Raw genomic sequence first — 19,038 nt, 5'->3', positions numbered from 1 at the left:
GCTACACCGCCAGGTCCAGATAGAGCCCTCGCCGCGCCGGGCTCTTCGCCAAAATGTCGGCCTCGCTCCAGCCGAACGCACGCGCCAGCAACGCGACCTCCTGCACAAGACGGCGCGCGAGCATCTCGATCTCGCTCCAGAAGAATGAGGCGATATCGAAGATCGCTGACCACGTATGGCCGCAGGCATGGCAGCCGATGGCGAGTTCGACATCGGCCTGTGGATCCTGCTCGGTCAGCAGGACGGAAATCTCCTCGCTGCAGGCGAGCAACCGCTCGAGTGCCCCCTGCTCCCCCGCCGCCCGTATCGGCTCGGCGCAACGGGCGATTAGTGCGTGCCGCGCCGCTTCTACGTCGGCGGCTCCGGCGATGGCGGCGAGATCGCGGCTGTTGGGACAGCGCAGACGGATTGTAAGGCCGCATGAGAGCGCAACAGTATCATCGCGTTTTTGCGTGGCGCCCGGCTGTGGCGAGGCCGCCCCTATAATGTCCCGGCCGCTGAACGAGAGCTCAAGCAGCGCCGCGCATCGCGGACAGGATGCCACCGCGTCGAACCGGTCGCCGAGCGTGCCGATGCGAGCGTCGAACAGCCGGGCGTCGCGCGCACCAATCGGCAGCTCAAACAGCTCCTGCTCCGACAGTTGCGGATCGGCGACGTGAACAAGCAGCAGTGCCCGGTCCAACGCGTGCCGCGCGCGGCCCGTCTCGTAGATGCGGAGGATGTCGGAACTGCTGAAGGGCTGCGTCATGCCTGCGGCTCGACGAAGCTTGGCTCGGACGGTTCGACAACGTCGTAGTCGCGCTCCCAGCCCTCGTTTTCCAACTTGATTGTCTGTATGGCGATCGCGTTGGCATTGGCATCGAGGTCCGGCAGCGCTTGGAATTCCGAGACCCAACAGCGGAACACCTTATAGGCCTGCGCGAGCTGCCCGGCCTCATTGTACAGCTCGATGATGATGTCCTTGCGGAAGTCCTTCAGCGACGTCTCCGCGCCGAGGCCCGAGCCGAAGTTCCACACCTTGTTGGCCCATTTCTCGAATTCGGTGTCGTGCGTGACCCCGCGCTCGAGCGTTATCGCTTCGTACTTGGTGCGACCGGGCGACTTGCGCCCAGTGCTCGGATCGCCGCCTTCGCGGTGCTCGACGATTTCGGTGGAACGCTTCAGCGCACCCACCTTGCTCACGCCGGCGACATACCGACCATCCCATTTCACTCGGAACTTGAAGTTCTTGTACGGGTCGAAGCGCTGCGCATTGACGCTGAATTGGGCCATGGCGGCTCCCTCGATCAGGTCTGAATCTGGCCAGCCAATTGCTGGATCTTGATCACCACGAATTCGGCCGGCTTGAGCGGAGCGAACCCGACGACGATGTTGATGATGCCGAGATTGATGTCGTTCTGGGTCGTGGTCTCACTGTCGCATTTGACCAGATAGGCCTCGCGCGGAGTCGTTCCCTTGAACGCGCCTTGCCGGAACAAATTGTTCATGAAAGCGCCGACGTTGAGCCGCACCTGTGACCACAGCTCCTCGCCGTTCGGCTCGAACACCACCCACTGGGTACCGCGGAATAGACTCTCCTCAATGAATAGCGCTAGCCGCCGCACCGGGATGTATTTCCACTCGGAAGCCATCTGGTCTGTACCCTCGAGAGTGCGCGCGCCCCACACCATCGGTGCGAGGTTGGGAAAGTTGCGCAGACAGTTGAGCGCTACCGGATTAAGTGCGCCGTTCTCCTGATCGGTGAGGAGGTACTCGAGCGCCTGCACCCCACGGAGCGTCGCATCCATGCCGGCCGCAGCCTTCCACACTCCGCGCGCGGCGTCGGTGCGGGCATAGAGACCGGCAATCATCCCGCTGTTGGCGAATGAGCGCAGGCGGTTTCCACTGAGCGGGTCGGGCGCGCGGACGCGCGGGAAGTAGGCAGCCGCATTGCGGTGACGCAGCGTTCCGACGCTAGCGATCCAGTTCTTAGCCTCCAGAAACGTGTCGATCGTACTCGGTGGATCAATGATCAGCATCGCCCGCCGCTCCTCAACGTAGCTCAAGGCATCCGATAGAAGCGCCGCATCGGACTGGTTCGGGATGCAGAGAATGTTGAAGAGGTCGACGTCCTCAAGGGCATAAAGCCCGGTTTTGGCGAGCCGGCTCCCTTTCAGCTCGGTGGGACTTGGCGGCGTGCCGTCGTCGCCCGAGAGTGCGCCGGTCTGCGCTCCGGATTCGAGCCCGTTGCCGAGCGCGTAGCGCGATACGTTTTCAGTACCTCCGGCAAGACCGATTGTAGTGGCGGTAGTGTCGGAGCCCGAATTAGCAAACTGCAGGCGCACGTTGGGATCTATTCCCCCGGCCACGACCTGCAAGGCGCCGTCGCTTAGGGTCACCGCGGCTTGGTTGAGCGCGGCGCGCGACGAGCCCGCGAGCGCTGCCTGCAAGCTGCTGCGCAGCGCCTCACGCGAGGCCGGGCGCCCCGTGTCACCCCAAAGCGTCAACGAATGCGGCCCGTCATCGGCCACGCCCGGCGCACTGACCGTGACATCCACGTGCGCCGGCTGATTGAGCGTCGAGAGATTGAGCGCGGCCAGGCTGCTTCCGACCGTCCCGGTCCGCGGCGGGCGGATAGCTGCGGCGCCATCAGCTTCATGGCCGCCATTAGCGACACCGAGCTTCAGCACTACCGCTGAATTGCGTTGGCTCGCGTTGCCGAAGCGGACCGACGATTCCTCGCCCCGACCATTCGGCGTTCCGGAGGTTGCCGTGACCGCACTGTCCGAACGGGTGCAGGTGAAATCGCCGAACGCCGGCACGCTCGGCTTGATCGCCCGCACGCGCGCCTCGATGCGCGCCGCGAGATCGTCGAGGCGTTGATTGAGGGTGCTGCCCGACAGGATACCGCCGCTATCGAAGATGTCGAACTCGTGCGGCCCGTCGCCATCGATCGTGACGGCAAGGCGCCGGCGATTGTCGGAGAGCTGGGTAAGATCGGCGTCGGCGAGCGGACCGCTGATGCTGGTCGCCTTTTTGTTCTGGATCGCGGTCAGCGCCTCGGGAGAGCGGCTGACCTCGATCAAGTCGGAGCTCGCCTTGATGATGTCGACCGCGTAACTGGGCGACAGGCTGCTCATGCTGAGATTCCGGTGAACTTCGACGCGGCTCGGCTGCAGCGTGCCCCCGCGGTCGACGAATTCGGTCACCCGCAGATTGAACAGACTGGCCGGATTGACCGTGTCATAGTCGAGGTCCAGGCGCAGGTTGTTGCCCCACAGGCCATCGGTTTTGGCGGTCGCAGTGAGCACCGTGACGGCACTATCGCCGACACTGTTCTTCAGCCGCACCTCGGCCTTTGCGGCCCCTTTGGCGACCCGCACGACCCAGGCCTTCCCGCCGCCGTTTTGGAAGAAGTGCTGGATCGCGTAGGACAGGTCGGAATCGGGATGCAGGCCGCCGAATGCTCGCTCATAGTCACTGAAATTGAAGATCTGGGTCGCTAGGTTGGTGGGGCCCCGCTGGGCATACCCGAGGAACGCCGTGACTGAGGTCTCCACTCCGGTGATGGTGCGGACGCCGCTCGGGATCTCCTCGATGTAGACGCCCGGGTAGCTCAGACTGGCTGGCATGTTTCGCCCTTTCCCTGCAGACCGAATTGGATGCCGCGGAGCGCGGCCGACAGAGCGCAGAAGAGATCACCTCATTGTCGGTCTTCTCGCTCCAGCAACTCTCGAATCTGATCGAACAGCATCGCGAGGCCAACGAAATGCCGGGTCGTCTTCGACTGCGAGTGATACAGACGACCTCGCCAGTGCTCGTCCTTCGCCTCGTCTCTGCTCTGCTCCCACCACAGGCGGACGGTGAACACGTGCTCGTTGGAAGGGGCCATGATAGGCACACGAGCCATATTCGCCTGTCCGCCGGTGGAGCCTTCAATTTGATGGAGCGAGACTAGCAACGGCCGCTGTCGGGCTTCTGTCCGACGGCTCGTTGGCGGTTCATTTCCGTCTCGCGAGAAGTTCGGACCGGTTTCTGCGAAATCTCACGAGAATCTAACGAGGGCCAACCGTTCAGCTTTTTTCGCTGGTTTATCAATTGGTTGGCCTGGTCTGCCGCTTTCGGGCGCGCAGGAGCACGTGGGGAGAGCGGAGAAGCCGCTTTCCGAATTCTCAGGTCAGACGTTTGAGTAACCTTGCCACGGCAGCGCGCAGGCAACCAAGCGCGCTCGCTCCGTGCTGCGCGGGCAGCTGTGCGACCGCCGACGTAGCCATGCATGAACGCCAGCTCCGGGAGGCGACTGGATCGAAACAGAACCGAGCTAGTGCAGAGAGAGAAGGAAAGGATCGCGGCCGTCGATGACCCACATGGCCTGCCGCAGCTCGGGGAGACGGGTGAGCAACTCGCCGGAGCGGATCATTGCCGCGAGCTTCGTCGTCTCCGGCATGGGCTCCACGTCGCAGGTGTCAAGCAGGGCGTGGTGGCAGCGATCGTATTGGCGGACCGCCTCGCCGCGCTGACCGTTCAACACATAGAGCAGCATCACCCAGCGCTGGATCGTTTCCCGCGTCGGATCACATGCGAGGATACGGCGTCCATATGCAAGCGCGTCCTCAAAGCGATCCTGCTCGGCAGTCCAGCGCATCAATTCGGTGAGCGCGCGAACGTAAACGCAGTGCAGTGCCTCGCGCTCTTCAAGGACCCAGCAATCATCCTCACCGTCGAGGAACGGTCCTGCATAGAGCGCCGTTGCGGCCTCCAACATTTTATAGTCGATGGCCGCACTATCTCCGCCTGAGGCCGCAGCGATGCGCAAGCGAAAATGATGAATGTCGATTGCGCGCGTGTCGTCTAGCTGCAACACGAGTTCCTGCGGGGTAGATTTGATCCTCAGATGCCCGCTTTCCTCATCGGCGGCGAGGAAGCGACGCAACCTCCACAGCGCGGTGCTGAATGCGGCGCGCGCACCCTCGCCATCAAGCTCCGGCCAGAACAGGTCCGTAAGTTTGGCGCGGCGGTGAATGAGATTGGGAAACGCGAATAGGAAGGCGCATAGGCGACGTCCCTTGGTCCCGAAATCTGAAGGCACGAGATGCCCACCGGCGGTGACGAAAAAACCACCAAACATACGGATCTGAAGCATGGCGGGTCTCCCAGAAGAGATACAACCTACACGATCTTGGTTTTCGAGACCAGACACGCCCGGATATGGTTCCTGAGTACCAGCCGACGTCTATAATCGCTATCTGTCGCGCAAAATAAGGTGAGCCGTTCGGACCTTCATTTTGAGCGTACAATGCAACGAGCGTGCGACCGGGCACGAATCAGCAGGCGTCCCATGTCCGCCTAGCACCGCTGGCCTCCTGGAACTCATGCGGACATGGCCTTTCGCGCGGCTTGATAAAACGCCTGACGGGCGCTCACCTAAAACGAGAACGACCGCAATGCCCGCGGCTCGGCTGCGGAGATCGGCCGCGCGGATGATCGACGATCCCGCCAGCGGCGGGGGGGGCGGCCGGTCCTAGTGGCGCAGGCCCCGCGCTATCCGATCGAGCTGACGCCAACTGGCGTCGCAAGTCTCGATAAGAGAGCGCAGGTGCAGAGCTTCGGAGATGGGCTGGACGAGCCACCACCACCGCCACGCTTCGACCGCGATCACGGCCGCGGCGGGGCAGGCGCAGCCGCATGCGCAAACCGGAGCCGCATGACCAGCGGGTCCCGAACCGGGCCGAGGCCGAAGAGCTGCTGCGGCGTGCGAGCGGCGGCCGGGGAGGCAGACGCTGAGCGGGAGTGCCACGGGCGCTTTGCTCCTCTTCGCTCCGCCAAGCCGCACTGTTGCATCGGCCCGAAGCTCGAGCGCGTATTTCAAACGAGCTGATCGCAGCGACCGCGCGGCAAGGGCCGGGTTGGTGAAACCGGCCCCCCGACGTTTGCGCAGCCAGATCAAGGATTTCGCGCGCACGGACTCGTGGGGGGCGTCGCAAGGCGTGGCCGCGCGCAGCTCCAGCGCCGCCTTGGTATGAACCTCGAACCAAGCCGGTGCCCTGCAAACCGTTGCCGCCGGCGGGCCAGCGTCGATCTTCGCAAACCTGTTCGCAACGAGCGAGCAAGTTCATCGCCTTCAGCGCAAATGTCAGTAGCATGCCTTCAAGCTTTCGAGGGCATTCTCGATGTCCCCTCGAAGCTCACAACCCTGCCTTGCGAAGCTGAACGACCGCGGAGTTGAGCGACGCCTTCTGCATGTGCGGCGTTCAAGTTGCGTTCCTTGTTCTCGACCATGTTTGCTATCAGAGATGCGTCGCTTCGTTTGACTGCGGCTGTTCCTTGGACGGAGTGCGGGACCAGCAAATTTGGCGCTACGGGCCGGGAGTGCGCGTTTTCGTTTTCGTTAAGCTCGTTGTTAATGCCCCAAACGGCGGCTTGCGTCCGATTGTGCACGCCGATTTTGCGAAGGATCGCCTTTACATGGACCTTAACCGTCGACTCGGCGATGTCGATCTTTCGCGCAATGCATTTGTTCGAATCGCCTTCGACAACGCAGCGCAGAATCGATTTTTGCCGTGGAGAAAGCTGTTGGGCAGTCCGGTCGTCTGGCGCGACTGTCAGGTTCTTGCGACTGTCACATGCTCCCGCGCGATCAGTGTGTTCATCTTTGAGATCGAGAGCCAAGGGCAGAAATGCCGGAGGAAACACTGTTTCGCCCATGATCACGAGTTCGATCGATTTGATGAATACCTCGCGGCTCATGACGTCAACAAAGTAGCCATTCGCGCCGGCCTGAAATGTTGCAGCCACTTCATGTGGCCGGTATCGATCGGCAACCACAACTACGCGCGAATCTGGGTGACCTCTCCTGAGAGGCTCGATTTGCTCGTGAGCAATCTGGAAATCGTCGCCGGTATGTACAAGGACGAACAGCTTTTGTCCGTGTTCGAATTCATATGCGTACAATTGATCCGCACATGTCACCGCCCTCACTGTGCCAAGATCAGCAGAGCGTAGGAATTCCGTAAGAGCGTCTTTTCGTAAGCTGTTTCCTCCAATGACTATGGTTGTTAGAGAGCGCTTCCTCCTTGATCCTCTAAGCATAATTATCTCCTGCAGAACGCGACTCAAATCTTGCAAACGATAGGATGCCGGTGGGCGGCAGTTATTGTGCGTTTGTATTCCATGCGGCCTGGCTGAGCCTGCGTCTCGCGACTCGGAGGCTCCGTTGCCTGCGAATTGAGAAGCGCCATTGCCGGCAAAATACCGATGAAACGGGAAATCGCCGCAGCTTGGGCCCGCAGCATTGGGCTCATGTAGCGTAGCGCGACCACATGGTGGGCCGAGCACGCACGCTGTATACGCAGCCACTACTGAAGAGGCAGTCGCACAAAGACCACGTGAGAGTCTGTATTGCTCAATACAGTTTACCACTTTATTTCGCGCTGAATCAAAGTGGAACCGAAATCGGCGGCAAGCTCCCCGGGGCGCACCTGTTTGAAATACGAGGATTGGGAGGGGGGTGCAAATCTAATTTCCTCGCTACGGCAGGACGGTCCTACGCAGCTGCCCACGCGACTTCTTGAACGACGTTAGGGTGGCTGATCGTTATGGAATAGCCCAAAGGATGTACTTGCGCGGATGCGGTCGCTGCTCAAAACTTGTGCAAGCAGGCCGCCTGGGCGCGAGGTATTCGCCATCGGGTCTTATCGGCGGCGAATGCCAATACTGACAATTCGTTTTCCAGGATAGACTTACGATGACGAGGCAGCTGGTTAAAAATAGATTGCTTGCCGCTATGTCGCCAGCCGAGGTTGAGCTTCTCAGGCCGGATGAAGCCGAGTTCTCGCGCGGTGATGTCTTGTTCGACTGGCACGGTCGGGTCGACCGAATTTACTTCCCTCATACAGCGCTTGTATCGCTTTTGACCCACCTGAAAGAGGGCGGGACGATCGAAACGGGTACAATCGGTTGTGAAGGGATTGTTGGGTCTTTTGCGATTCATGGTGATAGCATTGCTCTAACACGATCGATTGTGCAGATTCCGGGCCGTTGTTCCGTGGTCAAGCTCGGTCGGATGAAGAAGGCAGTTTCCGAAAGCGAAGGAATCCGGCGGCTCGTCGGTCACTTTCAACAGGCCTTCGCCGCACATGTTCTGCAGCAAGTTGCGTGCAATGCAGCCCATGATGTGCTCTCGCGATGCGCGCGCTGGATCCTTATGGGGCTTGACAGAACTGAGGGTGACGTTGTCCATCTCACGCACGAATTTTTAGGGGAAATGCTTGGTACGGTGCGACCCACCGTTTCGTTGGCTCTCAAGAAGCTTCAAAACGATGGACTCATCGAGACGTCCTACGGGAGGATTCGAGTGCTGGATCGTTCGGGGCTCGAGAATGCGAGTTGCGAGTGCTACGGAATCATTCGAACGACATATCGGCGACTGCTACCCCTGACGTATGCGTGAGGCCCTCGCGACGGAGTTGCGAGCGGGCGCTAACATGACCCAGCCCCCGCGAGAGCATTCCTAAGCAGCTCTGAAGTTCCTAAGCAGCTCTGAAACAAACTCGCCAATCCGACTTGCCGGGTCTCGGCAGCACGCGCGCCGATTCTGTACGTCGCTGAACCAAAATCTGGTCCTGCGGCCTTCAATTGTATGTATGTAATGTACGCAGCAGGGCTCGCGATGCCTTGGCGGTAACACGGTCAGGGCTTGACGTAGGTCCAGCCCTGCTCCTCCCTCTCCATAATGTGTACGACCCCGGAGTTGACGACTTGAGCCTCTGGAATGAGCCGTATCTCTTTGTTCTCGTGTTTGCGCATGTTCTCCCGCGTGTTGCCGCACGCTTTGAACATGACCTCCGGCGTGCTCATCGACATTGTTTCAATTCGGTCCTTCACCGGCGAGGTATCGGTGCGGAGCATGTGCAAGCCGGGCCCGAAGGTGATCACCTCGATCTTAACCTTCTCGCCCATGTCCTTATAATGTTGCACCACGTTTGTAGCGTTGTTCAGGGTCAAATTCATCGCCGCCGCATCGTTGCTATTCACCTGCAAGATGAGGCGATGTTCTTTGTTCTTAGCCGTGGGTCGATTCTCTGATCTGGGCAAGCGGCGCACGTTTATAGTCGGAACCACCGTTTTATGCTTTCGAAGAAGCGACTCCGATGCCCGGTCGACCGATCGTGCAGCTTCCTGCGCCGTAGACAAAGATGCCGCGATAAGAAGCATAGCCAGGCTTGTTGTTCCCTTCAGCACAATTTGCCGTAACATGCTCAACTACCTCCCATTTGTGCCAGCATCAGCCGTTCGGCTTTGCGATAACGGCAGGCCATTTGCATGCCGCGGCTATCTTGTTGCGCACCACGTCAAGTCCGATCAAAGAGAACGTTCCATGCTGAGCAGCTCCCAGGCGGGAAGCAATGTCCACGGCCAATTCGCCATCGCTTGGAAGTGACCGAAATAGGGCGCTCGAATCGGTCTTGAACGCAATGCCGGCACCGAATGCGGGGGGTGCCGCAGCGATTTGGATGGGCGGGCCGCCCTTGGCGCTGTAGGAAATGATGTAATCCTCAGCCCGCCCGGGGATCGCGGAGCCGGAGACAGCGAGTTCGCTCCGTCCACTCCGGCAGCGCATGATCAGCTGCAGCGATGAACCGTCCGCGACCTCGCGCGACGAGATCGTCGCGGTAGCGATCGGCGTGTAGTCGACTGGCGAACTCGTCTGACCGATGACCCACTCGTTTGCCGCTGCTGTGGGCCCGGTTGGCGGCCCGACAGTTCGCGCGAGCTTGTCCAGACATTCCACCCGCTCCTCCCGCTGCATCAGACTGCAAGTACGAAGTTGGGTCAACGGATCCTCGGCGCCCCGCGCGGGTGCCAATCCTGTAAGGACGGCGAGCGCGGAAGCCACAATAAAGATGGCGCGAATCATTGCGATGCCTGCGTACCGCTAGAATGGTTATCCAGCCACGCCTGCGCCGCTGGGAAGCGGGTAAGCCCGGGCACCGTCGCAGCTAGATTGATCGATTTCCATTTTCGATCAAATCCGGGCTCCTGCAGTTTGTTGATGCGGGAAAACAGATGATCGACAAAGCGAGCGACACGCTCATAGCGATACGTGTTATTCTTATTTCGCCAGTTGTAGGCGACCAACGCGGTCGGCACGGCGATCGTGTCGACGTGTTCGCCTTCTTTGATCAGGCCAGGATAATCGGATGCTTCGAGAGATGCAGGGAGATAGTAATCCTCCAGCCTGCTTTCGTACGGTACCGGAAGGAACTTGAATCCAGGCTCCCAGCGTCCGCGCACGAAGGGCTCGACCGGCTTCGACGTGATGAACACGACCGCAGCGATATCGCCCTTGCGCATTTGTTCCAAGGCAACCTGATGCGGGATGAAGGTCTGCTGCACGTCAAGTCCGAGACGGCTGAAGATGAGCGGCCCAGAATAGGCTGCGGCCGTACCTTGATTGTTGAAATTGACCTTCTTCCCGACCAGGTCTGTCAGACTGTGGATCTCCGGCCGAACGAAAATATGCAATTCTGAGGGAAAGAGATTCAGCACGTAGGCGAGGCGACGCTGGATGTCCGGCACTTGCCTCTTGTACTCGTCGAGCACGTCGGCGTTGATAATGGCTGCATCGATGCCGCGCAAATAGAGCAGTGAGTTGACGTTTTCGGCCGCTCCTCGCGTCACGATGGGCAATACATGAAGATTGTCGCCGTCGTCCGTAACACGAGCGATCTCTGCGGCAAGACGGATAGGCGCGCCCTCGAGGAGGCCTCCGGCAAGGCCAACGGTCCAGGCATTCATCTTCGCTCTCGGTTCAGGGTGATCGGTTGCGTTCGCTGAGGCAGCAGTATTCATCTTGGCACCTTTTGTCCGCGCATCAAGGCTAGAGGGCTGCAGCAGCAACAACGGAGCGAGTGCAGCGAGCAACAGCTGCGGTCGAAAGAACCTTTGCATTCGGTACTCCTTTTAGTTGTGAGAATGCCCGTTTGTCGCAGCGCCACAGTTCTACTGAAGCGCTTCCAATCGCTGTTTCGCTTGCGTGTTGCCGACCGCCTCGGCCCTTGCGTAAAGCTCTCGCGCCTTTGTCACGTCCCCAAGCGTGCCAACTGTTGACCACTTGGGAAGCACGTGGGGGTCGTAGGTTTCCGCTAGTGTGAAGACAGCCTGTGCGCTGCCTCTTTCGGCCGCGCGCTCAAGCACAATCCGTGCGGCGCCTATATCGCCCTGCTCAAGCAAGATCCCCGCACGTGCTACCAATCTTCCCGCGGCCGCATCCTCACCGGCGCTGTCGGGCCGTTCGCCTCCGGCACGCGCTGACTTGATCTGGTCTGCTTGGAGGGATTTTGCCCTGTCAATCTCAGGCGCGCTTGCGATCGGACGCGCGTTCGCTACCACTGCGGCGGAAAGCGCGTGCATGTTCCTGCGCTCGGACCCGGGATCGGCTTGCTTCAAGCCTGCTTGTTCTTGTTTCGGCGACTTGCGCGGCTCCGTAGTGTCCGTTTCCGCCACTTTCTTCAGCTGCTCACTTTGCCCGCTCTCATTGCGAGCCCGGGCCTCGTATTCATCTCTCGTGGCGTGCGCCGCCTGCAACTCTTTCGCCAGCCGCTCCGCCTTATCATGCTCCTGCTGTAGCGATCGCTTCAACTGCGTCGAATCACCCTCTGCAGCCTGCTTCAGTCGGCTGGTTTCGTCCTGTGCCTTAGCCAGCAACGCCGTTTGCGTCTCGACGTCGCGCTTGACCGATGCCATCTCCTGTTCGAGCCGCGAGCCTCGTTCGCGTTCCTGCTGCAGGGATTCTCGCAACTCGGCCGCGCCAGTGTCCGATGCTCTCTTCTTGAGGTCTTCCAGTTGCTCATCGGTTTTACGTGCCTGCGCCTCGTAGGCATATGTCTGCGTGCGCGCAATTGAAAGCTCTTTCGCCAGCGCCTCGGCCTTGTCACGCTCCTGCTGTAGCGATCGCTTCAACTGCGTCGAATCACTCTCTGCAGCCTGCTTCAGTCGGCTGGTTTCGTCCTGTGCCTTAGCCAGCAACGCCGTTTGCGTCTCGACGTCGCGCTTGACCGATGCCATCTCCTGTTCGAGCCGCGAGCCTCGTTCGCGTTCCTGCTGCAGGGATTCTCGCAACTCGGCCGCGCCAGTATCCGATGCTCTCTTCTTGAGGTCTTCCAGTTGCTCATCGGTTTTACGTGCCTGCGCCTGGTATGCGTATGTTCGGGTGCGCGCGGTTGAAAGCTCTTTCGCCAGCGCCTCGGCTTTGTCATGCTCTTGCTGTAGCGATCGCTTCAACTGCGTTGCATCACTCGCTGCAGCCTGCTTCAGTCGGCTGGTTTCCTCGTTTGCCTTAGTTGCCAGGGCCGCTTGCGTCTCGACATCGTGCTTGGCCGATGCCAAATCCTTTTCGAGCTGCGAGGCTCGTTCGTGTTCCTGCTGCAGTAGTTTTCGCAACTCGGCCGCGCCACTGTCCGTGACGTGCGCTCGCGCCGCACCCTCCGCCCCCTTGGCTGTTAGTGCTGTTTGGGCCTCACTATCGCGCTGATTTCCGGTGAACTGCTGCTCCAGCAAATCAGCCTTATGATGGCTCGGCTCGAGAGGTTGCAGCAATCCGAGAGCACGCGTTCCAACGGTGAGTTCGCAGGACCCTTTATCCGCCGAGTGGTGTCCCGGAGATTGGCCTATATCGCTGACGGCCGCTGGCGAAATATGCATTATTTTTTCGCTGCTGCGTCGATTGGAAAGATAGGGGTCCTTTGCGGTGCCGAACTCAGGCGCTTGGAGCTTGGCTCCGTGGTGTTCTTCCGGCGCCTGCCCGGATATCGGTTTGCTTGCCGCCGCTTGCGTAAGCCGGGTCGACGCGTCGCCGACATTGGATGATCGCGCACCCGCGATGAGGGAACCGGCGGAGACTGGCCGTTGGGCCTGCGGGGACTCCGAAGACGCGCGCGTTTCCGCCCTTGATGTGGCCGCTAGCGCGCTTACGGCAATGAGGACCACCGCTGGCCCATGAGGGAAAAGCTGGCGCACCGGCCGTTGTGCAAAAAGAGTAGGTGGCTCGGCGGAGCCACTCGATATTGCGCAAGCGTTTGCGTCTTTTAGAAGATCATTCTGCTCTTTTGCCGGAGCATACCTAATCCGTTTCCGCATGGCGAACCGCCCCTACTGCGATGTCTAACGATACTCTTCGCATCTTTGTGCCGCCATTCCTCGCATGGAGGACGGGACGTACTCCCTGTTGTGTTCCTCGGATGACCGATCCCTGTCTATCCTTTCGGGTTAGGGGCGTGCACGACAGAGCGTTGAGGCGGGATGCCTCCGTTGGCAATTGCAGGTGATCTGCTGATGGTTGCGGATGCGTAAGCAGGACCGGACTTACTCGTTCGGGGGATCGCGAGCGATGCGCTCAAAAGTCCTAACGGCGAAAAGATTGTTGGCAACGCGACATCGGGTTACAGAAGATGCCCAATCGTTGCGTCGCGCCAACAGGAATTCGCGTCCGCTTCTGCAAACGAAGCGAATATCAGAACAGCCATCTTAGCCCCTCGGCACCGCCCCTGACTCAACACGGAATCGAGGCCCTGCTTCGCTGGAATGCGCAATAGGTAGCTTGTTGCGTCCCCTTAGACCATGTTGGCCGCTTTTCTCGGCGTCGCTGGATCGTCGCGGCTATACAGTGAGGATGCGATTCGACTACAACCTGCCGTTCGTCGATCTGCTCGCTTCGTCTACCTCGTCAAGAATGTTATCCAAACGCAACATGGGTTTGACACTCCGTTCTTCAATGTCGGCCGAGTTAGCACATGCTTCCGCAGCCGCGATTTCAGTCAACCCAGTTCCATCAAGCGCAGTATCCTGATTTCCAACGAGAGCCAATTGCGTCCTGTTTGCTACGCCAAACTTCCTCATCAATTGACCTACATATACCTTCACAGTTGCTTCCGTCATCCCGAGCTCCCGCGCGATCATCTTATTTGAGTGCCCGAGGCGGACACGCTCAAGCACCTCTCCTTCTCGTCCCGTCAGCTTGTTTTTCATCCTGCGCCCGTTCTGATCGGATTTCAGTGCGGACTCGGCACCGCAGTGTGATCGGGGTCTCTCTTCTTGTGATTGGTTCTGCGCTGATTGCCGCTGCAGTTTACGAATAGCGGCTTGTGGAAAATACGAACCGCCATGTAGGATAAATGATAATGCCTCGCATGCGAGATTGGCGTCTATGCCGGTAGGGACGAAGCCTGTTATCTCGGCGGCGACTGCGGCTGCGATCTCTTGAGGCTCATCCCTGTCCGAGATAATGATCAAAGGGACGTCACCCGATTGCCCACGTAGCATCATAAACGTTTGCAAGTGTCCCGGATCAGCGATGGAGTCGCCGCCCACGTTGACAATCAGCATCCGAATGTCTGTTTGTGCGTGAAGTGCTTCGCAGGCCTCATCGACATCGAAAGATGTCAACCTCAGATCTTCCGAGTTTGCCCAATGCTGAAAGAAGCTTATCAAGCTTGCGCGTCGCAGACTTTTTGAGTCTATAACCGCAACTAGCGGTTTTCCGTGAGGGATAGACATTCCGCAACTCATGCGTCTGCGCCTCACACACCTATATTTGTGATTGGTCATTCAGATAACTCGATTGGCCCGAGTCCCGCAATCCCCTTCAGAATGGGTAGAGTCCATCGCCTCAGAGGGGGATGGGACAGATCATGAAGCTCCCATCAAAAGAATGGTGATGGCGACCGCCAGGCGAGACGCGCCTTCAGATCACGTATCAGGTCAGCCAGATCAGGATGAGGACAGCGAGCGGCGGGTGCGTTCAGGTCCGTGCGCTGCGGCAGCGCGGCGCCCAGCGTGCAATTGAACGGATGGTCATGGCTCGATCGCGCGTCGCAACAGAACGAAGGTGGTTTTAGGTCAAAGGTCGTATCGCCGCTCTGGGGGCAACCGTCGTACACGGCGATATTGGCCATTGGACCATTCAATTGTCGTACACCTCATGCAGCGTTGCGCAACACTGAAATCCACGTACGGTCTTGGATCGCAAGAAGACTGCCGGCACAGGCAATCTATTGCGTCAGACCTACTGAAACAGGAGGCTGCAATGACCATGACTAGCAACCACGGAATGCGTGAGTTGGTCGATAAGGAACTGGATGCAGTGTGTGGAGGGGGAGGCTTCAGAACGGGAGACATTTGGGCCTTCCAGAAGAACGTTGCCGTGGTGAACAAGAGCAAGGACGTCTGGATCTACCAGTCCAACAACAACAATACTGGTCTTCAAGTCGGGTGAGTGATTGCCCGCTCCTCCCGATTGAACTTGCGGAGGAGCGGGCTCTTCAACAGGAGAATCTCAATGGCTTATGAGCACGCGCTCTCTGACTTGGACGAGCGGGACATTGACATGGTCTCTGCGGGTCAAAGCATCCACATCGCGATCGTCGTGAGATCGTCAGGTCAAACCATCACACAAACTGGCGGAAGCCAACTCGATGTCATAACGAATGACAGGACTGTCATCGGCGCTATGTCGATCGGCAAGCCCAGCAGGTAGTGGGTTTCAGTTCACCAACATAGCCTCTGATGGACAGAGACCTGTCCCGAGGTACATAGGAATTGGGTTCTGGAGCCGTGTCACCGCAGCTTCTGTTTCGCCAGGAGGTAGTCGAGTTCCAGCAGGACCATCGGCAGTGGGGCCGGGTCGCGCTGCTCCAGACGAGATCGACGAAGATTATAAGCTGGTTGATTGCGACGGTAGTCACACTCACAGCCGCCTTCCTATTTCTCGGCCAGTATGCTCGAAAGGAGACTGTGGCGGGGTACCTGACGCCGATCGCAGGCACGGCGAAGATTTTCGCCTCAAAGTCGGGCACAATCAAAGAGGTTCATGTCAAAGAGGGGCAGGAGGTTAAAGGAGGGCAGAGGCTTTTAACCATCGAAACTGCTCAGATTGCGGCAAATGGGCAGGACGTGAACGATGTGATGCTCGGCACACTGGGGGTGGAGCAAGTTTCACTAAGAAATCAAATCTGCGCGGAGCAGGACCGCATTAACTCCGAGGAAGCGCGCCTATCAGCCAAAATTGCAAGCCTCGAAACTGAACTATCCCGGTTCGACGCTCAGATAGAGAACCAGCGCGAACAAATTCGGTTGTCCAGCGAACTCGTTTCGTCTGTAACGAACCTGGCGGCCAGAGGCATAGTCTCAGACGTGGAATATAAAAAGCGGGAAATCGCCGCGCTCGAACAGAAGCAGAAGCTCGACTCCTTGAAGCAGCAGGCAGCGGCTCGGCAGAGTGAGCTTACCGAAGCCCGATCTTCTCTCGAACAGCTGCCGACCATCACGGCAGGAAAGATCCAGAACCTGCGCAGCGCACTTGCCACGACAGAACAGCGCATAGCCGAAATTAGTGGACGCCGCGCGTACGAGGTACGAGCGCCAGCGGCGGGACGGATCTCGATCCTGCAAGCGACTGTTGGTCAGTTCGCAGATCCGCAAAGACCGCAAATGCAGATCGTCCCTGACCATAGCGAACTGCAAGCAAACCTGTTTATTCCGGCCAGGGCCATAGGCTTTGTTCAGCCAGGGCAGGACGTCAGAATACTATATGAGTCGTTCCCCTATCAGCAGTTCGGTACATATCACGGTCGCGTAAGTGAAGTCTCACAGACGATGTTGACGCGCGCTGAGACCTCCGCACCCATTGAGCTCAAGGAGCCTGCATACCGGGTCACGGCGAGACTCGATCGCCCGGACATTGACGCGTATGGCAAGCGCATACGGCTTCAGCCGGACATGCTTTTGAAAGCAGACATCATTCTTGAAAGACGATCTCTGATCAGATGGTTGCTCGATCCATTGCTCAGCGTCAGAATGTCAATCTCAGGATGTAATCATGGTGCATGTACTAAACCGTAGGCATAACCTGCCGGTAATCCGACAAACAGAAGCGGCGGAATGCGGTCTCGCGTGCATTGCTATGATAAGTTCTTATCATGGCCACCAAATCGATCTGAACACGCTGCGGCGGCGCTATCCAGTGTCGCTGAAGGGGGTGACGCTAAGAGCCGTAATTCAGGTGGCCAGTCAGATGCAACTGGCTAGTCGTCCTCTGCGCTATGAGCTTGATAACATCAGGAACCTTCACCTGCCCGCGATCGTGCACTGGGACATGAACCATTTCGTAGTCCTGAAGTCGGCCACGAGGCGAGGTATTGTGGTCCATGACCCGGCTTTGGGAGAGAGGTTCTTTCCGACTGTCGAAGCCTCCAAGCATCTGACTGGCGTCGCTCTTGAGCTATCCCCAACCGAGGCATTTCGCCCCAAAGACGAGAGAGCGTGCCTCCCATTTTCAACCTTCTGGAGACAGCTGCGCGGTAGCACACATGCACTGGCTCAGGTTTTCATGCTTTCGTTGGTTCTTGAAGCATTTGTGATTGCAAGCCCGTTCTACCTCCAGCTCAGTGTCGATGAGGTCAGCGCCAGGGGCGATGCCGATCTCATGACGGTGCTGGCTCTTGGATTTGCTCTCCTAACTGCCATCAAAGTTGTTTCCACTATTATCCGCTCCTCGATTATTCTGGTTGTCCAGAATGCGTTGCACTTCCAAATCGGCGCTCGTCTGTTTCACCACCTGATCAGATTACCGATCGCCTATTTCGAAAAGCGACACATCGGCGATGTGCTCTCGCGTTTCACGTCCATTGAACCAATTCGCACGGCACTCGCAGAAGGCGTGATAACCGCCGCGATTGACGGAGTCATGGCGGTTGCAACCTTGGCGATGATTTTTGTCTATAGCACTCAACTCGGGGCGGTCGTTCTTGCGACATTTGCAGCTTATGCGGTAGTGCGTCTAAGTCTCTATCGCCTGCTGCGAGAGCGCAACTTAGCCGTGATAGAAGCTAAGGCTCATGAAAACTCGACGTTTATCGAGACCCTGCGCGCGATCCAAAGCTTGAAGATTTTCAATCGTGAGACTGACCGCGAGACGCAATGGCTTAACCGTTATGCCGATGTGGTCAGCGCCAATGTTCGGCTGGGTCACATCAGAATAACTTTCACAGGTATTAATGACGCGCTGTTTGGACTTGAGAACATTCTCACCATTTACCTCGCCGTCCAACTGGTTCTAGGCAATCACTTCACGATCGGCATGATCTTCGCATTCATTAGCTATAAACAGCAGTTTATCGAGAAGGCTGTTCAGTTCGTCGAAAAAATTCTGGATTTCCGGATTATTGAACTACATCTCGAGCGGTTGGCTGATATTGCCCTAAGCCCCCTTGAACGCGGCCATGATCGGCCGTTGGCCTATACGCCGCGCGTTCAGGGCCGGATCGAATTGCGAAAGGTCTCTTTCCGATATGCTGAAACGGATCCTTTTGTACTTGAAGACGTCAGCTTTATCATTGAACCTGGGGAATTCATCACGATTATGGGTCCCTCAGGTGGAGGCAAGACGACCCTCGTTAAGGTCATGCTCGGGTTGCTGGAACCGACAAGCGGCGAAGTGTTGATTGACGATGTCCCTCTCTCGACGATGAGTGGAAGAGCCTATCGTGAGCACGTGGCCGCAGTGATGCAGGAGGATCAACTACTCTCAGGTTCTATTGCCGATAACATTTGCTTTTTTGATACATCATTCGACGAAGAGCGGATGACTCGATGTGCGCACCTGGCAGGTATACACGAAGAGATCATGGCGATGGCCATGACTTACAACAGTCTAATCGGAGACATGGGTAGCTCACTATCAGGTGGACAGAAACAGCGACTAATGCTCGCACGGGCGCTTTATCGACAGCCTAGCATTCTGTTTCTGGACGAGGGGACGGCCCATTTGGACGTGGACAACGAAAAGCGTATCAACGAGAGCCTTAAAGGCTTGCAGATGACTCGGATAAATGTCGCGCACCGGCCTGAGACAAGTAGCGGAGCAGATCGAATTGTGCGAATTGCGAGGACGTTGACGAGCGATCTGAAGCGTGGCGAGCACTGCCAACCGGATGAAGCCGTCATCCCTCCCTTCCTAGAGCTGGAAAAACAGGGGGGCACAGCACTCTAGCTTAAGCCCAGACC

17 protein-coding genes are annotated in these 19,038 nt (G+C 58.3%); 5 read left to right on the top strand and 12 right to left on the bottom strand.

Going from position 1 to position 19,038, the window contains the following annotated elements:
• Window position 1 precedes the first annotated feature (1 nt).
• The 6 genes from ACVWYQ_RS31430 to ACVWYQ_RS31405 form a co-directional block, all read right to left on the bottom strand.
• On the bottom strand, window positions 2–748 hold the full coding sequence (locus tag ACVWYQ_RS31430) for a T4 family baseplate hub assembly chaperone (RefSeq protein WP_456726796.1): 747 nt from the start codon (window positions 746–748) through the stop codon (window positions 2–4).
• Window positions 745–1,272: a phage tail protein gene (locus ACVWYQ_RS31425; protein ID WP_456726795.1), complete on the bottom strand. Its 528-nt coding sequence runs from the start codon at window positions 1,270–1,272 to the stop codon at window positions 745–747. The genes ACVWYQ_RS31430 and ACVWYQ_RS31425 overlap by 4 nt, the downstream gene beginning before the upstream one ends.
• A 14-nt stretch (window positions 1,273–1,286) precedes the next feature.
• On the bottom strand, window positions 1,287–3,611 hold the full coding sequence (locus ACVWYQ_RS31420; protein ID WP_456726794.1) for a phage tail sheath family protein: 2,325 nt from the start codon (window positions 3,609–3,611) through the stop codon (window positions 1,287–1,289).
• Window positions 3,612–3,682: 71 nt separating this feature from the next.
• Complete coding sequence (locus ACVWYQ_RS31415; protein WP_456726793.1) at window positions 3,683–3,871, bottom strand: hypothetical protein; 189 nt, start codon at window positions 3,869–3,871, stop codon at window positions 3,683–3,685.
• A 429-nt stretch (window positions 3,872–4,300) separates the two neighbouring features.
• A complete protein-coding gene (locus ACVWYQ_RS31410) occupies window positions 4,301–4,843 on the bottom strand; it encodes a bacterial transcriptional activator domain-containing protein (RefSeq protein ID WP_456727221.1) in 543 nt (180 codons plus the stop codon).
• Window positions 4,844–6,126: 1,283 nt separating this feature from the next.
• A complete protein-coding gene (locus ACVWYQ_RS31405) occupies window positions 6,127–6,930 on the bottom strand; it encodes a LuxR C-terminal-related transcriptional regulator (RefSeq protein WP_456726792.1) in 804 nt (267 codons plus the stop codon).
• 793 nt (window positions 6,931–7,723) lie between these two features.
• Here ACVWYQ_RS31405 and ACVWYQ_RS31400 point away from each other — a divergent pair.
• On the top strand, window positions 7,724–8,428 hold the full coding sequence (locus ACVWYQ_RS31400; protein WP_456726791.1) for a Crp/Fnr family transcriptional regulator: 705 nt from the start codon (window positions 7,724–7,726) through the stop codon (window positions 8,426–8,428).
• 239 nt (window positions 8,429–8,667) lie between these two features.
• Here the strand turns inward: ACVWYQ_RS31400 and ACVWYQ_RS31395 are convergent, their stop codons facing one another.
• The 6 genes from ACVWYQ_RS31395 to ACVWYQ_RS31370 all read right to left on the bottom strand — a co-directional run bounded on the left by ACVWYQ_RS31395 (window position 8,668) and on the right by ACVWYQ_RS31370 (window position 14,930).
• Complete coding sequence (locus tag ACVWYQ_RS31395; RefSeq protein ID WP_456726790.1) at window positions 8,668–9,240, bottom strand: DsrE family protein; 573 nt, start codon at window positions 9,238–9,240, stop codon at window positions 8,668–8,670.
• A 22-nt stretch (window positions 9,241–9,262) separates the two neighbouring features.
• Window positions 9,263–9,895, bottom strand: coding sequence for a hypothetical protein (locus tag ACVWYQ_RS31390; RefSeq protein WP_456726789.1), 633 nt, complete (start codon window positions 9,893–9,895; stop codon window positions 9,263–9,265).
• Entirely contained in the window at window positions 9,892–10,929 is a 1,038-nt protein-coding gene (locus ACVWYQ_RS31385; protein WP_456726788.1) for a TAXI family TRAP transporter solute-binding subunit, read from the bottom strand. Before ACVWYQ_RS31385 ends, ACVWYQ_RS31390 begins: the two co-directional genes overlap by 4 nt.
• 51 nt (window positions 10,930–10,980) lie before the next feature.
• Window positions 10,981–12,537 carry a hypothetical protein gene (locus ACVWYQ_RS31380; protein ID WP_456726787.1) on the bottom strand — a complete coding sequence of 519 codons (1,557 nt, stop codon included), beginning with the start codon at window positions 12,535–12,537 and terminating at the stop codon, window positions 10,981–10,983.
• A gap of 1,122 nt (window positions 12,538–13,659) precedes the next feature.
• A complete protein-coding gene (locus ACVWYQ_RS31375) occupies window positions 13,660–14,421 on the bottom strand; it encodes a response regulator transcription factor (RefSeq protein ID WP_456726786.1) in 762 nt (253 codons plus the stop codon).
• Window positions 14,422–14,678: 257 nt separating this feature from the next.
• Complete coding sequence (locus ACVWYQ_RS31370) at window positions 14,679–14,930, bottom strand: hypothetical protein (RefSeq protein ID WP_456726785.1); 252 nt, start codon at window positions 14,928–14,930, stop codon at window positions 14,679–14,681.
• Window positions 14,931–15,061: 131 nt separating this feature from the next.
• Here ACVWYQ_RS31370 and ACVWYQ_RS31365 point away from each other — a divergent pair, with 131 nt between their 5' ends.
• From ACVWYQ_RS31365 to ACVWYQ_RS31350, 4 genes are all read left to right on the top strand, one after another.
• On the top strand, window positions 15,062–15,250 hold the full coding sequence (locus ACVWYQ_RS31365; protein WP_456726784.1) for a hypothetical protein: 189 nt from the start codon (window positions 15,062–15,064) through the stop codon (window positions 15,248–15,250).
• 63 nt (window positions 15,251–15,313) lie between these two features.
• A complete protein-coding gene (locus tag ACVWYQ_RS31360; protein WP_456726783.1) occupies window positions 15,314–15,511 on the top strand; it encodes a hypothetical protein in 198 nt (65 codons plus the stop codon).
• Window positions 15,512–15,588: 77 nt separating this feature from the next.
• Entirely contained in the window at window positions 15,589–16,875 is a 1,287-nt protein-coding gene (locus ACVWYQ_RS31355) for an HlyD family efflux transporter periplasmic adaptor subunit (protein WP_456726782.1), read from the top strand.
• Complete coding sequence (locus ACVWYQ_RS31350; protein ID WP_456726781.1) at window positions 16,853–19,024, top strand: peptidase domain-containing ABC transporter; 2,172 nt, start codon at window positions 16,853–16,855, stop codon at window positions 19,022–19,024. The genes ACVWYQ_RS31355 and ACVWYQ_RS31350 overlap by 23 nt, the downstream gene beginning before the upstream one ends.
• The last annotated feature ends 14 nt before the right edge of the window (window positions 19,025–19,038 follow it).

It is taken from the genome of Bradyrhizobium sp. USDA 3397 (assembly GCF_054060965.1).
This window is presented reverse-complemented; position numbering and strand designations above follow the sequence as displayed.